This window comes from Pseudomonas sp. N2-3-1-14, assembly GCF_041228395.1.
GTDB lineage: Bacteria > Pseudomonadota > Gammaproteobacteria > Pseudomonadales > Pseudomonadaceae > Aquipseudomonas.
Window position 1 is genome coordinate 1,501,415 of sequence record NZ_CP166199.1, and the last position, 13,012, is coordinate 1,514,426.

Below are 13,012 nucleotides of genomic sequence, written 5' to 3' on the forward strand. Positions count from 1 at the left end.
CAGATCGATGGCGGTACTGTGTTATGAAGCCGGCTCTACCCGCCAACCTCCTGCAAACCCTGGCACCCTGGCGCAATGCCCCGGCCTGGCACATCGCATTCTCGGGTGGTCTGGACTCCACCGTCCTGCTGCACCTGTTGGCCACCCTTGCAACCACCGAAAGCCTTCCACCGCTCAGTGCTGTCCACGTCCACCATGGCCTGCAAGCTGCCGCCGACGCCTGGCCCAGCCATTGCCAGGCGGTGTGTGACGGCTTGGGCGTGCCCTTGCAGGTGATGCGCGTGCAAGTGCAGTCGGGCGCCAGCCTTGAGCGTGCAGCGCGTGACGCGCGTTATCAGGCGTTTATCGAGGCCACCGGGGCAGGGGAGGTGTTGCTCACCGGGCAGCATCGCGACGATCAGGCTGAAACCCTGTTGTTTCGGCTGATGCGCGGTGCAGGGGTGCGCGGGCTGGCGGCAATGCCTGTGCATCGCCAGCTCGCGAATGGTCACGTGGTGCGGCCGTTGCTGGAGGCCTCGCGTGCTGAATTGGAAGCCTACGCCCACGAGCACCAGTTGACGTGGATCGAAGACCCTTCTAACGCCGACCCACGTTTCTCGCGCAATTACTTGCGCCATCGTGTGCTTCCCGTGTTGACGCAGCGATGGCCTCAGGCCGTTTCCAGCCTGGCACGCACCGCCGATCACCTGGGTGAAGCCCAGGGCCTGCTCGACGAGTTGGCGAGGATGGACTTGCAAGCCGCCGATCAGCCATCGCCATTTCCCTGGTTGCCTCTGCCCTCGTTGGTTCTGGCTCCACTAAGCGAACTTTCCGACGCTCGCCAACGTAATGCCTTGCGCCACTGGCTGGCGCCTCTGACCCGTTTACCCGACAGCGACCACTGGGCCAGCTGGCATTCCCTGCGCGACGCCAAAGCTGACGCACAACCGCTGTGGCGCCTTGCCGACGGCCAGTTGCATCGTTGCGGCGAGCGCATCTGGTGGCTGCCCGCAGCATGGTTGGAGTTTTCCGACGCCGCGGTGAGCTGGCCGCATCCGCAGAACCCACTTGCGTTACCCGGCAATGGCCAGCTGAAATTTATCGGCGAGGCTCCCCAAGGTCCGCTTGAGGTGCGTTACCGTCAGGGCGGCGAAATTATCGAAGTGCCCGCTCGAGGCCGGCGCGACTTGAAGCGCTTGCTTAACGAATGCGGGCTGCCGGGCTTTGTCCGTGGCAGATTGCCGCTGGTGTATCAGGGTGAGCAATTGCTGGCTGTGCCAAGCCTTGCAGGGCTGTGGGCCAGGCTGCCGGGTGACGGACAATTGGATTGGATGCCACAGACTTGCGATCAAGGTTTGAGCTGATAGAGCCTTTCCGGTAGACTACGCTCCCTTCTTGATACAACTTCTGTGGATTCGACTGAATCGCAGCAGTTGCCGATTACCAAGCAGTCTTTGCTGGGCGATTCCAAAAAATGTGTAGCGATCAACGTACCGGTGTTTCATTGCTGGTCTGTCACAACGCGGCGGTTTTTTTGAAAGGTGCACTGTGATTAATGCAGGTGATCGGGGGCTTCGGCCTTCCTTCGCTTTCCCCGGCGGCTCGGACCGCTTTAACGCAGACTTCTAGGGTTTTTCATGACGCGCTACATATTCGTCACGGGCGGTGTTGTTTCTTCATTGGGGAAAGGCATTGCCTCCGCTTCATTGGCGGCCATCCTGGAGGCGCGGGGACTTAAGGTCACCATGCTCAAGCTGGACCCGTACATCAACGTTGACCCGGGCACCATGAGCCCGTTCCAGCACGGTGAAGTGTTCGTCACACACGACGGCGCCGAGACCGACCTGGACCTGGGCCACTACGAGCGGTTCATCCGCACGACCATGACCCAGAACAACAACTTCACCACCGGTCGTGTCTACGAGCACGTGCTGCGCAAGGAGCGCCGTGGTGACTACCTGGGTGCAACCATCCAGGTGATCCCGCACATCACCGACGAAATCAAGCGCCGCATCATCAAGGGTGCAGGCGATGCCGACGTGGCGATGGTCGAGATCGGTGGCACCGTGGGTGACATCGAATCCCAACCGTTCCTCGAAGCCATCCGCCAGCTGCGTTTCGAAGTCGGCGCCAAGCGCGCGATGCTGATGCACCTGACGCTGGTGCCCTACATCGCCACCGCCGGCGAAACCAAAACCAAGCCTACCCAGCACTCGGTCAAGGAACTGCGTTCCATCGGCTTGCAGCCGGACGTGCTGGTATGCCGCTCCGATCACCCGATCGACATTTCCTCGCGTCGCAAGATTGCGCAGTTCACCAACGTTGAAGAGCGTGCGGTGATTGCCCTGGAAGACGCCGACACCATCTACAAGATCCCGGGCATCCTGCACTCCCAGGGCCTGGATGATTTTGTGGTCGAGCGTTTCGGCCTGCAGTGCAACGGCGCGGACCTGTCCGAGTGGGAAGCTGTGGTGGATGCCAAGCTCAACCCTGAGCATGAAGTCACCATCGCCATGGTCGGTAAGTACATGGAGCTGCTGGACGCGTACAAGTCGCTGATCGAAGCGATGAGCCACGCCGGTATCAGCAACCGTACCAAGGTCAACCTGCGCTACATCGATTCCGAAGACATCGAGAACCAGGGCACCGCGCTGCTCGAAGGTGTTGACGCGATCCTCGTACCCGGCGGTTTCGGCCTGCGTGGCGTGGAAGGCAAGATCACTGCGGTCCAGTACGCTCGCGAAAACAAAGTACCGTACCTGGGCATCTGCCTGGGCATGCAAGTGGCAGTCATCGAGTTCGCGCGTAACGTGCTGGGCTGGAAAGACGCCAACTCCACCGAGTTTGATCACACCAGCGGCCACCCGGTCGTGGGCCTGATCACCGAGTGGGAAGATGCCACCGGCGCCGTTGAAACCCGTACCGAAAGCTCCGACCTGGGCGGCACCATGCGCCTTGGCGCGCAAGACTGCCTGCTGGAGCCGGGCTCGCTGGTTCACGATTGCTATGGCAAGGACGTGATCGTCGAGCGTCACCGTCATCGCTACGAAGTGAACAACAACCTGCTGCCGCAGATCAAAGAAGCCGGCCTGAAAATCTCCGGTCGCTCCGGCGATGGCAAGTTGGTTGAAGTGGTTGAAGCACCGGATCATCCGTGGTTCGTGGCTTGCCAGTTCCACCCGGAGTTCACCTCGACCCCGCGCGACGGCCACCCGTTGTTCAGCGGTTTCGTTAAAGCAGCACTGACGCAACATCAGAAGAAGGCGTAAACCTGATGGCCCAGAAGATCATTCGCGTTGGCGACATCGAGATTGCCAACGACAAGCCCATGGTGCTGTTCGGCGGCATGAACGTGCTGGAAAGCCGCGACATGGCGATGCAGGTCTGTGAAGAGTACGTGAAGGTCACCGAGAAACTCGGTATCCCTTACGTGTTCAAGGCCAGCTTCGACAAGGCAAACCGTTCGTCCGTGACTTCCTATCGCGGCCCGGGCCTTGAAGAAGGCATGCGGATCTTCCAGGACATCAAGCAAGCCTTCGGCGTGCCGATCATCACCGACGTCCACGAGCCGGAACAAGCGGCCGTGGTCGCCGAGGTGTGCGACATCATCCAGTTGCCGGCCTTCCTGTCGCGCCAGACCGACCTCGTGGTCGCCATGGCCAAGACCGGCGCTGTGATCAATATCAAGAAGGCCCAGTTCCTCGCGCCCCAGGAAATGAAACACATCCTGAACAAGTGCGTGGAGGCGGGTAACGACCAGTTGATTCTCTGCGAGCGTGGTTCGAGCTTCGGCTACAACAACCTCGTGGTGGACATGCTCGGTTTCGGCATCATGAAACAGTTCGAATACCCGGTGTTCTTCGACGTAACCCACTCGCTGCAAATGCCCGGTGGTCGCGCCGATTCCGCCGGTGGGCGCCGTGCCCAGGTGCTGGACCTGGCCAAGGCGGGCATCAGCCAGTCGCTGGCGGGCCTGTTCCTGGAAGCCCACCCGGACCCGGACAACGCCAAATGCGACGGCCCATGCGCCTTGCGCCTGGACAAGCTGGAGCCATTCCTGGCCCAGCTCAAGCAGTTGGACGAACTGGTCAAGAGTTTTCCGACGGTAGAGACCGCGTAAGCGCCATTTCTCCGGTAGACTTTCCCTCGCTTTACGCTCAGGCCTGCGGGCCTGAGCCTTGTCGCCTGCAAGCCTGCCCCGTTGTTCCACCCTTGCGGTCGGTCAAAAGATTTCCTTCAGCTGCGTCGTTTTCGTCAACTTTGGAGTGTTTACAACAATGGCAAAAATCGTCGACATCAAAGGTCGTGAAGTTCTCGACTCCCGTGGCAACCCTACCGTCGAAGCCGACGTGCTCCTCGATAATGGCATCATCGGCAGCGCCTGCGCGCCGTCCGGTGCTTCCACAGGTTCCCGCGAAGCACTGGAACTGCGTGATGGCGACAAGAGCCGTTACCTGGGCAAGGGTGTACTCAAGGCTGTAGCCAACATCAACGGCCCGATCCGTGACCTGTTGCTGGGCAAGGACCCGCTGGACCAGAAAGCCCTGGACCACGCAATGATCAAGCTCGACGGCACCGAAAACAAAGGCAGCCTGGGCGCCAACGCGATCCTCGCCGTGTCCCTGGCAGCTGCCAAGGCCGCCGCACAGGACCAGGACCTGCCGCTGTACGCACACATCGCCAACCTGAACGGCACCCCGGGTGTTTACTCGATGCCGGTGCCGATGATGAACATCATCAACGGTGGCGAGCACGCTGATAACAACGTCGACATCCAGGAATTCATGGTGCAGCCGGTTGGCGCCAAGACCTTCTCCGAAGGCCTGCGCATGGGCACCGAGATTTTCCACCACCTCAAAGCTGTCCTGAAGGCCCGTGGCCTGAGCACTGCCGTGGGTGACGAAGGTGGTTTCGCACCGAACCTGGCGTCCAACGAAGATGCACTCAAAGTGATCTCCGAAGCCGTGGCCAATGCGGGCTACAAGCTGGGCACCGACGTGACCCTGGCCCTGGACTGCGCCGCCAGCGAGTTCTACGAAGACGGCAAGTACAACCTGTCCGGTGAAGGCCACGTGTTCACCTCCGAAGGTTTTGCCGACTACCTCAAAGGCCTGACCGAACGCTACCCGATCATCTCCATCGAAGACGGCCTGGACGAGTCCGACTGGGCTGGCTGGAAAGTCCTCACCGACAAGATCGGCGAAAAAATTCAACTGGTCGGCGACGACCTGTTCGTGACCAACACCAAGATCCTGAAAGAAGGCATCGACAAAAAGATCGCCAACTCGATCCTGATCAAGTTCAACCAGATCGGCACCCTGACCGAAACCCTGGAAGCCATCCAGATGGCCAAGGCTGCGGGCTACACCGCCGTGATCTCTCACCGCTCCGGCGAAACCGAAGACTCGACCATTGCCGACCTGGCCGTGGGCACCTCGGCTGGGCAGATCAAGACCGGTTCCCTGTGCCGTTCGGACCGCGTTTCCAAGTACAACCAATTGCTGCGTATCGAAGAGCAATTGGCAGGTAAAGCCAAGTACAACGGTCGCAGCGAGTTTCGCGGCTGATTGTTAAATGGTAAAAGGTCAGCGGATTACGTCGGAAAAATCACGGCAGCGTGAATTTCGACGCTAATCTCATGGCTAACAAGCACAAGCCTGGTTCATCCAGGCTTCGTGCTATCAGTTGCTTCAAAAGTTTTGCATGGCTGTCTTTTTTTACTGGATACCCGGATTTCGATGCGCAGTCCCAATTGGTTGTTCCTCGTCTTGCTCTTGTTGCTGGCTGGCCTGCAGTACCGCCTATGGGTGGGTAATGGCAGCTTTGCGCAGGTGAAAGAGTTGACCCAGCAAATTGCCGACCAGCACGCCGAGAACGAACGCCTGCTGGAGCGCAACCGCGTCCTCGATGCCGAAGTGCTTGAGTTGAAAAAAGGCACAGAGACCGTTGAAGAACGGGCGCGTCATGAGCTGGGCATGGTGAAAGAGGGCGAAACCCTCTACCAGTTGGCCCAATGAGTAGTGTGTTACCGGCCTTCTGGGCCGTGATTCCTGCCGCGGGCGTTGGTGCCCGTATGGCTGCGGACCGTCCCAAGCAATACTTGCAATTGGGCGGGCGCACAATTCTCGAACACAGCCTCGGCTGTTTTCTCGACCATCCAGGCCTCAAAGGGCTGGTAGTCAGTTTGGCTGTCGATGACCCTTATTGGCCGAACCTGCCTTGCGCCAACGACCCACGCATCGTGCGTGCGGACGGCGGTGATGAGCGCTCGGGCTCGGTACTCAACGCGCTGCTGCAACTCAATGCGCTGGGTGCCAGCGATGATGATTGGGTGCTGGTGCATGACGCCGCGCGGCCTAACCTCAGCCGTGATGACCTCGATAACCTGTTATCAGAACTGTCGGATGATCCCGTCGGCGGGCTGCTGGCCGTGCCCGCTCGCGACACGCTCAAGCGCGTCGACAAGCACGCACGTGTGGTCGAAACCGTTGACCGCAGCCTGATCTGGCAAGCCTATACGCCGCAGATGTTTCGCCTCGGCGCTTTGCATCGAGCGTTGGCTGATAGCTTGGTGGCGGACGCCGTCATCACCGACGAAGCCTCGGCAATGGAATGGTCCGGCCAGGCGCCGCGCCTGATTGAAGGGCGTTCGGACAATATCAAGGTGACCCGTCCCGAAGACCTGGAGTGGTTACGGTTGCGGTGGGCGAACCGCAGGTAGTCAGTTAAACCGCGTCGACTTCATCGCAGGCACGCCAACGTCCACAGTTGAAACGCGATTAGCTGTGGGAGCCGGGCTTGCCCGCGATGAGGCCCAGGCAGGCGCTCCAAATTATTCGCTGTACTCCGGCCGCTCAGCCAACCCCTCCTTCAAGAAATCCACCAGCTTTCTAACCTTCGGCGATAAATGCCGCTGCTGTGGATACAGCGCCCACACCGCCGTGTTTGGTGGCTGATGCGCCTCCAGCAACGACACCAGCGCGCCAGTGTGCAAATGCTCCAGCACGTAATAGTCCGGCAACTGGCACAGCCCAACCCCTTGCAACGCCGCATCCAGCACCGCCTGCCCACTGTTGCAGCGCCAGTTTCCCTGCACCCGCTGGGAAAATTCGCGCCCGTCCTGGGCCAGTTGCCAGATATCCGAGCTGCCGATCAGGCAGTTATGCCGAGTTAATTCCGACAGACTGTGTGGCCGACCATACCGCGCCAGGTAGGAAGGTGACGCGCACAGGTACATGCGCCGCGGGGCCAGGCGACTGGCGACCATGCGCGAGTCTTGCAGGCGGCCCAGGCGGATCGCCAGGTCGAGGCCTTCATGCACCAGATCCAGCTGGCGATTGCTCAACTCGATATCCACGCGCAATTGCGGGTAGAGGCCCATGAATCGTGTGACCAGCGGCACGATAAAGCGCTCGCCGTAAGCCACCGCGCAGGTCATGCGCAACATGCCCTTGGGTTCACTGGCGAGGTCGCCGACGGCGCGCAATGCTTCTTCGCGACCGTCCTGCAAGCGTTGGCAGTGTTGCAGGAAGGTCTGGCCGGCTTCGGTCAGCGTCACCTTGCGCGTGCTGCGATAGAGCAGCCGGGTTTGCAGCCGTTCTTCCAGGCGCGCCACCTGCCGGCTGATGTGCGACGAAGACACGCCAAGTCGCTCGGCCGCCGCGGTGAATTGGCTGCACTCGGCCACCGCAACAAACTCGTCGATGCCTTCCCAGCGGTTCTCCAACATGGTGATTATCCCTGTACAGCAATAAAGTTTTGCTTTCGCTCGGATTATTAATCAATGGGCCATGTTTTACACTCAGCGCTTCAGTTTTTAATTTCCTGGAGAAACCCGGATGATCAAGTCCCGCGCCGCTGTAGCCTTCGAAGCGAAAAAGCCCCTTGAGATCGTCGAAGTCGATGTCGCCATGCCCAAGGCCGGCGAGGTGCTGCTGCGGGTGGTCGCGTCCGGCGTGTGCCATACCGACGCGTACACGTTGTCGGGCGCCGACCCGGAAGGCATCTTTCCGTCGATCCTCGGCCATGAAGGTGGCGCGGTGGTTGAAGCAATCGGCGAGGGCGTGACTTCGGTGGCCGTCGGCGACCACGTGATCCCGCTGTACACGCCGGAATGCGGCAAGTGCAAATTCTGCCTGTCGGGCAAGACCAACCTGTGCCAGGCCATTCGGTCCACTCAGGGCAAAGGCCTGATGCCGGATGGCACCACACGTTTTTCCTACAAGGGCCAGCCGATTTTCCACTACATGGGTACCTCGACCTTCTCCGAGTACACCGTGCTGCCGGAAATCTCCGTGGCAAAAATCCCTAAAGACGCGCCGTTGGAAAAGGTCTGCCTGCTCGGTTGCGGCGTCACCACCGGCATCGGTGCGGTGATCAATACGGCCAAGGTCAAGCCAGGCGATACCGTGGCGATCTTCGGCCTCGGCGGTATCGGCCTGTCGGCCGTGATCGGCGCGGTGAAGGCCAAGGCGGGTCGCATCATTGCCATCGACATCAACCCGGCCAAGTTCGAAATCGCCAAGCAACTGGGCGCCACCGACTGCATCAACCCGAAAGACTACGACCGCCCCATCCAGGACGTGATCGTCGACTTGACCGATGGCGGCGTGGACTTTTCCTTCGAGTGCATCGGCAATGTGCAACTGATGCGCGCGGCACTCGAGTGCTGCCACAAGGGTTGGGGCGAGTCGGTGATCATTGGTGTGGCCGGCGCTGGCCAGGAAATCGCCACCCGTCCATTCCAGCTGGTGACCGGGCGCGTCTGGCGCGGTTCGGCGTTCGGCGGCGTGCGTGGCCGTACCGAATTGCCAAGCTACGTGGAAATGGCCCAGACCGGCGAGATCCCGCTGGACACGTTTATCACCCACACCATGGGCCTGGAAGACATCAACAAAGCGTTTGACCTGATGCATGAAGGCAAGAGCATTCGTACCGTCATTCACTTTTGAAGCAGCTGCAAGTTGCACGCTATAGGCTGCAAAAAGGTGAACGCCCGCCTGCAGCCTGAAGTTTGCCGCTTGCCGCTGGGAGCATTCCCATGACCCTGGAAAATATCTCCTGCCAAAAGAGTTTTGGCGGCTGGCATAAACGCTACAAACACAGCTCCCACGTGCTCGGTTGCGACATGACCTTTGCTGTCTACCTGCCGCCGCAAGCGGAGCAGGGCGGCAAGCTGCCGGTGGTGTACTGGCTGTCCGGCTTGACCTGCACCGACGAAAACTTCATGCAAAAAGCCGGTGCCCAGCGTGTGGCCGCCGAGCTGGGGTTGATCATCGTTGCTCCGGACACCAGCCCGCGTGGGCCCGGTGTGCCGGGCGACCCTGACAATGCCTGGGATTTTGGCCTGGGGGCCGGCTTCTACCTGAATGCCACGCAGGAACCTTGGGCCAAGCACTATCGGATGCATGACTACGTGGTGCAGGAATTGCCTGCGTTGGTTGAAGCGCATTTCCCTGCATCGGCAAAGCGCGGCATCAGCGGCCACTCCATGGGCGGCCACGGTGCGTTGGTGTGTGCCTTGCGCAACCCCGGGCGCTATCTATCAGTGTCGGCGTTTTCGCCGATCAACAACCCGATGGATTGCCCGTGGGGCCAGAAGGCCTTCTCGCGTTATTTGGGCGAAGAACGCTCGAAATGGCGTGAATGGGACGCCTGCGCGCTGATCAGCGAGGCCTCGCAAAAGTTGCCATTGCTGGTGGATCAGGGCGACCGCGACGATTTCCTCGCCGTGCAGCTCAAGCCCGAGGCCCTGCAGCAAGCGGCCAAGGCGGCCAACCATCCGCTCGAACTGCGCCTGCAACCCGGCTATGACCACAGCTACTTCTTTATCGCCAGCTTCATCGAAGATCATTTGCGACATCATGGGCGTGCTTTGCTCGGTTAATGTGAGGCAAAAGTAGGTAGAATCACGCCCTGAATTAAATCGGGGCGTTTTTTTATGCGTATTGGCCACGGCTACGATGTGCACCGTTTCGCTGAAGGCGATTTCATCACCTTGGGCGGCGTGCGCATTGCACACCACCATGGGTTGCTCGCTCATTCCGACGGCGACGTTGTATTGCACGCCTTGAGCGATGCCTTGCTCGGCGCAGCGGCGTTGGGCGATATCGGCAAGCACTTTCCAGACACCGACCCTACCTTCAAGGGGGCGGACAGCCGCGTCCTGCTGCGCCATGTGATCGGCCTGATCCACGCCAAGGGCTGGAAGGTCGGGAATGTCGACAACACCATCGTGGCCCAGGCACCGAAAATGGCCCCGCATATCGAATCGATGCGCGCACTGATTGCCGCGGATCTGCAAATTGAATTGGATCAAGTCAACGTGAAAGCCACCACCACCGAAAAACTCGGGTTTACCGGACGGGAAGAGGGCATCGCGGTGCACTCCGTTGCCTTGTTGCTGCGCGCATGAATGACTTGCAACTGTTGGGCCCGCGGGCCTACGGCGAGGCTTTGGGCAGCGCGGTATTAAAAGCGACGGCTGAAGATTTCCAGGTAGACGAAGTGCTGGATATTCCGCTGACCGGCGACGGCGAGCACCTGTGGCTGTGGGTCGAAAAGCGCGGCTTGAATACCGAAGAAGCCGCGCGGCGCATCGCCAAGGCCGCCGGCGTGCCGCTGCGCACCGTCAGCTATGCCGGGCTCAAGGATCGCCAGGCGTTGACGCGCCAGTGGTTCAGCGTGCAACTGCCGGGCAAGGCCGACCCGGACATGAGCGTTGCGCAGAACGACACCCTCAAAATCCTCAAGATGGCCCGTCACAAACGCAAGCTGCAGCGTGGCGCGCATTCGGCCAACGGCTTTACTCTGCGCCTGACCCAATTGGCTGGCGACACCGCCGCCATCGACGCGCGTTTGCAGCAGATTGCCCAGCACGGCATCCCCAACTACTTCGGCGCCCAGCGCTTCGGCCACAACGGCGGCAACGTGGCGGACGCGCGTGAATGGGCGGCCCGCAAGGCCTTGCCGGAGCAGCGCAATGTGCGCTCGCGGCTGCTGTCTACCGCGCGTAGTTTTCTCTTCAATAAAGTCCTGGCGGCACGTGTTGCAGACGGGTCCTGGCAGCGCGCCCAGGTCGGCGACTTGCTGGCGTTTACTGACAGCCGCAGTTTTTTCCCGGCGGGGGAGGCTGAATGCAGCGACCCGCGCCTGGCGATTCTGGACCTGCACCCGACAGGGCCTCAGTGGGGCGAAGGCGATTCGCCGGCGTCGGGGGCAATCTTCGCGCTGGAACAGGCAATCGCCGACGGTGAAGCCGACCTGCGCGATTGGCTGGTGAATGCCGGCATGAGCCAGGAACGTCGCATTCTGCGACTGCCCATTGGCGGGTTGACGTGGCATTATCCCTCGCTGGACATTCTGCAACTGGAATTCGTCCTGCCGGCCGGATGCTTCGCCACTGTCTTGGTGCGCGAGCTTGTTGATCTGGTGCCGGTGGGGCAGACGGACAGCCCATGCGTATTCTGATATCAAACGATGACGGTGCCACCGCACCCGGCCTTGCCGCGCTTTATGCTGCGCTGGAAGATTACGCCGAGTGTGTGGTGGTTGCCCCGGACCAGGACAAGAGCGGCGCCAGCAGTTCGCTGACGCTCGACCGTCCGTTGCACCCGCAGGTTCTGGCCAATGGCTTTATCAGCGTGAACGGTACGCCCACCGATTGCGTGCACCTGGCGATCAACAGCTTGTTGGAGCAGGAGCCGGACCTGGTGGTGTCGGGCATCAACCTCGGCGCCAACCTGGGCGATGACGTGCTGTATTCCGGTACGGTGGCGGCAGCGCTTGAAGGGCGTTTCCTGGGCCGCACCTCGTTCGCCTTTTCCTTTGCCTCGCGGCAGCTGGACAACCTGGCGACGGCGGCGTATTTCGCCCGCAAGCTGGTGGAGGCCCACGGGTCCCTGGACCTGCCGCCGCGCACAGTGCTCAACGTCAACATCCCTAACTTGCCCCTCGACCATATTCGCGGCATCCAACTGACGCGCCTGGGCCATCGCGCCCGTGCGGCGGCGCCCCTGAAAGTGGTCGATCCGCGCGGCAAGGAAGGTTATTGGATTGCGGCAGCCGGCGACGCCGAGGACGGTGGCCCGGGCACAGACTTTCATGCGGTGATGCAAGGTTATGTATCGATTACCCCGTTGCAGCTTGATCGCACTTTCAGTGATGCCTTCAGTAGTCTCGATGGCTGGCTCGAGGGGCTGCGTTGATGGCGCGTGAACAAGACGACCTGCTGCGCCGTGGCATCGGGATGACCTCGCAGCGTACCCGCGAGCGTTTGATCCAGCGCCTGTACGAAGAAGGGCTGTCGAACGCCCAGGTGCTGGAAGTCATCCGGCGCACACCACGCCACCTGTTTGTCGACGAAGCCCTGGCGCATCGGGCCTATGAAGACACCGCATTGCCCATCGGCCACAACCAGACCATTTCGCAGCCTTATATGGTCGCGCGCATGAGTGAGCTGTTGCTGGCGGCGGGGCCGTTGGACAAGGTGCTGGAGATCGGCACCGGTTCGGGTTACCAGACTGCCGTGCTGTCGCAACTGGTGGAGCGGGTGTTCTCAGTGGAGCGCATCAAGGTCCTGCAGGACCGCGCCAAGGAGCGCCTGGTGGAGCTCAACCTGCGTAACGTGGTGTTTCGCTGGGGCGATGGCTGGGAAGGCTGGCCGGCGCTGGCGCCGTATAACGGCATCATCGTTACCGCCGTTGCTACCGATGTACCGCAGGCGTTGCTGGATCAACTGGCACCTGGCGGGCGGTTGGTTATCCCGGTGGGCTCCGGCGAAGTGCAACAATTGATGCTCATTATTCGGGAAGACGAGGGCTTTTCCCGGCACGTACTGGGCGCCGTGCGCTTTGTACCGTTGCTCAATGGCCCGCTGGCCTGATCATTTATTCGCAAACAGTGAATTCTGTGGGTGGGGATGTGTCTTACAGCGGGGCTTATAGAGTCAACATGATGGGAAACCGGGTTTAAACATGATGAATTTTTCGTTTCAGTCGTGTGCCGGTAAAAATCCAATGCCCAGTTATACTTG

The 13,012-nt window shown here is 60.6% G+C and carries 13 protein-coding genes; 12 read left to right on the forward strand and 1 reads right to left on the reverse strand.

Annotation, left to right across the window (positions count from 1 at the left end):
* Positions 1 to 23: 23 nt before the first annotated feature.
* The 6 genes from tilS to ispD all read left to right on the forward strand — a co-directional run bounded on the left by tilS (position 24) and on the right by ispD (position 6,700).
* The gene (gene tilS / locus AB5I78_RS06890) at positions 24 to 1,343 is read left to right on the forward strand and encodes a tRNA lysidine(34) synthetase TilS (protein WP_369300807.1); all 1,320 of its coding nucleotides are present in this window, start codon (positions 24 to 26) and stop codon (positions 1,341 to 1,343) included.
* Between the two features lie 273 nt (positions 1,344 to 1,616).
* On the forward strand, positions 1,617 to 3,248 hold the full coding sequence (locus AB5I78_RS06895) for a CTP synthase (RefSeq protein WP_106577157.1): 1,632 nt from the start codon (positions 1,617 to 1,619) through the stop codon (positions 3,246 to 3,248).
* A gap of 5 nt (positions 3,249 to 3,253) precedes the next feature.
* Positions 3,254 to 4,099 (forward strand): 3-deoxy-8-phosphooctulonate synthase, encoded by an 846-nt coding sequence (gene kdsA, locus AB5I78_RS06900; RefSeq protein WP_369300805.1) that lies wholly within the window; start codon positions 3,254 to 3,256, stop codon positions 4,097 to 4,099.
* Positions 4,100 to 4,256: 157 nt separating this feature from the next.
* Complete coding sequence (gene eno, locus AB5I78_RS06905) at positions 4,257 to 5,546, forward strand: phosphopyruvate hydratase (RefSeq protein ID WP_106577156.1); 1,290 nt, start codon at positions 4,257 to 4,259, stop codon at positions 5,544 to 5,546.
* A 171-nt stretch (positions 5,547 to 5,717) separates the two neighbouring features.
* On the forward strand, positions 5,718 to 5,996 hold the full coding sequence (gene ftsB, locus AB5I78_RS06910; protein ID WP_017137157.1) for a cell division protein FtsB: 279 nt from the start codon (positions 5,718 to 5,720) through the stop codon (positions 5,994 to 5,996).
* Positions 5,993 to 6,700, forward strand: a complete 708-nt coding sequence (gene ispD / locus AB5I78_RS06915; protein ID WP_242194279.1) for a 2-C-methyl-D-erythritol 4-phosphate cytidylyltransferase — start codon at positions 5,993 to 5,995, stop codon at positions 6,698 to 6,700. The genes ftsB and ispD overlap by 4 nt, the downstream gene beginning before the upstream one ends.
* A gap of 111 nt (positions 6,701 to 6,811) precedes the next feature.
* Here ispD and AB5I78_RS06920 read toward each other — a convergent pair whose 3' ends face one another.
* On the reverse strand, positions 6,812 to 7,708 hold the full coding sequence (locus AB5I78_RS06920; protein WP_242194277.1) for a LysR substrate-binding domain-containing protein: 897 nt from the start codon (positions 7,706 to 7,708) through the stop codon (positions 6,812 to 6,814).
* A 109-nt stretch (positions 7,709 to 7,817) separates the two neighbouring features.
* Here AB5I78_RS06920 and AB5I78_RS06925 point away from each other — a divergent pair, with 109 nt between their 5' ends.
* The 6 genes from AB5I78_RS06925 (at position 7,818) to AB5I78_RS06950 (ending at position 12,862) form a co-directional block, all read left to right on the forward strand.
* Positions 7,818 to 8,930, forward strand: a complete 1,113-nt coding sequence (locus tag AB5I78_RS06925; RefSeq protein ID WP_078741110.1) for an S-(hydroxymethyl)glutathione dehydrogenase/class III alcohol dehydrogenase — start codon at positions 7,818 to 7,820, stop codon at positions 8,928 to 8,930.
* Positions 8,931 to 9,019: 89 nt separating this feature from the next.
* Complete coding sequence (gene fghA, locus AB5I78_RS06930) at positions 9,020 to 9,865, forward strand: S-formylglutathione hydrolase (protein ID WP_370004337.1); 846 nt, start codon at positions 9,020 to 9,022, stop codon at positions 9,863 to 9,865.
* 54 nt (positions 9,866 to 9,919) lie between these two features.
* Positions 9,920 to 10,393: a 2-C-methyl-D-erythritol 2,4-cyclodiphosphate synthase gene (ispF, locus tag AB5I78_RS06935; protein ID WP_369300804.1), complete on the forward strand. Its 474-nt coding sequence runs from the start codon at positions 9,920 to 9,922 to the stop codon at positions 10,391 to 10,393.
* Positions 10,390 to 11,448, forward strand: coding sequence for a tRNA pseudouridine(13) synthase TruD (gene truD / locus AB5I78_RS06940; RefSeq protein ID WP_369300803.1), 1,059 nt, complete (start codon positions 10,390 to 10,392; stop codon positions 11,446 to 11,448). The genes ispF and truD overlap by 4 nt, the downstream gene beginning before the upstream one ends.
* The gene (surE, locus tag AB5I78_RS06945; protein ID WP_119738771.1) at positions 11,436 to 12,185 is read left to right on the forward strand and encodes a 5'/3'-nucleotidase SurE; all 750 of its coding nucleotides are present in this window, start codon (positions 11,436 to 11,438) and stop codon (positions 12,183 to 12,185) included. The genes truD and surE overlap by 13 nt, the downstream gene beginning before the upstream one ends.
* Positions 12,186 to 12,226: 41 nt before the next feature.
* Positions 12,227 to 12,862 carry a protein-L-isoaspartate(D-aspartate) O-methyltransferase gene (locus tag AB5I78_RS06950; RefSeq protein WP_169850588.1) on the forward strand — a complete coding sequence of 212 codons (636 nt, stop codon included), beginning with the start codon at positions 12,227 to 12,229 and terminating at the stop codon, positions 12,860 to 12,862.
* Positions 12,863 to 13,012: the final 150 nt, after the last annotated feature.

Excerpts from the sequence above, each read along its gene's own strand:
- AB5I78_RS06950 (WP_169850588.1), top strand. The coding sequence starts at position 12,227 with ATGACCTCGCAGCGTACCCGCGAGCGTTTGATCCAGCGCCTGTACGAA.
- kdsA (WP_369300805.1), top strand. The coding sequence starts at position 3,254 with ATGGCCCAGAAGATCATTCGCGTTGGCGACATCGAGATTGCCAACGAC.
- fghA (WP_370004337.1), top strand. The coding sequence starts at position 9,020 with ATGACCCTGGAAAATATCTCCTGCCAAAAGAGTTTTGGCGGCTGGCAT.
- eno (WP_106577156.1), top strand. The coding sequence starts at position 4,257 with ATGGCAAAAATCGTCGACATCAAAGGTCGTGAAGTTCTCGACTCCCGT.
- AB5I78_RS06895 (WP_106577157.1), top strand. The coding sequence starts at position 1,617 with ATGACGCGCTACATATTCGTCACGGGCGGTGTTGTTTCTTCATTGGGG.
- surE (WP_119738771.1), top strand. The coding sequence starts at position 11,436 with ATGCGTATTCTGATATCAAACGATGACGGTGCCACCGCACCCGGCCTT.
- truD (WP_369300803.1), top strand. The coding sequence starts at position 10,390 with ATGAATGACTTGCAACTGTTGGGCCCGCGGGCCTACGGCGAGGCTTTG.
- AB5I78_RS06925 (WP_078741110.1), top strand. The coding sequence starts at position 7,818 with ATGATCAAGTCCCGCGCCGCTGTAGCCTTCGAAGCGAAAAAGCCCCTT.
- ispD (WP_242194279.1), top strand. The coding sequence starts at position 5,993 with ATGAGTAGTGTGTTACCGGCCTTCTGGGCCGTGATTCCTGCCGCGGGC.
- tilS (WP_369300807.1), top strand. The coding sequence starts at position 24 with ATGAAGCCGGCTCTACCCGCCAACCTCCTGCAAACCCTGGCACCCTGG.
- ispF (WP_369300804.1), top strand. The coding sequence starts at position 9,920 with ATGCGTATTGGCCACGGCTACGATGTGCACCGTTTCGCTGAAGGCGAT.
- ftsB (WP_017137157.1), top strand. The coding sequence starts at position 5,718 with ATGCGCAGTCCCAATTGGTTGTTCCTCGTCTTGCTCTTGTTGCTGGCT.
- AB5I78_RS06920 (WP_242194277.1), bottom strand. The coding sequence starts at position 7,708 with ATGTTGGAGAACCGCTGGGAAGGCATCGACGAGTTTGTTGCGGTGGCC.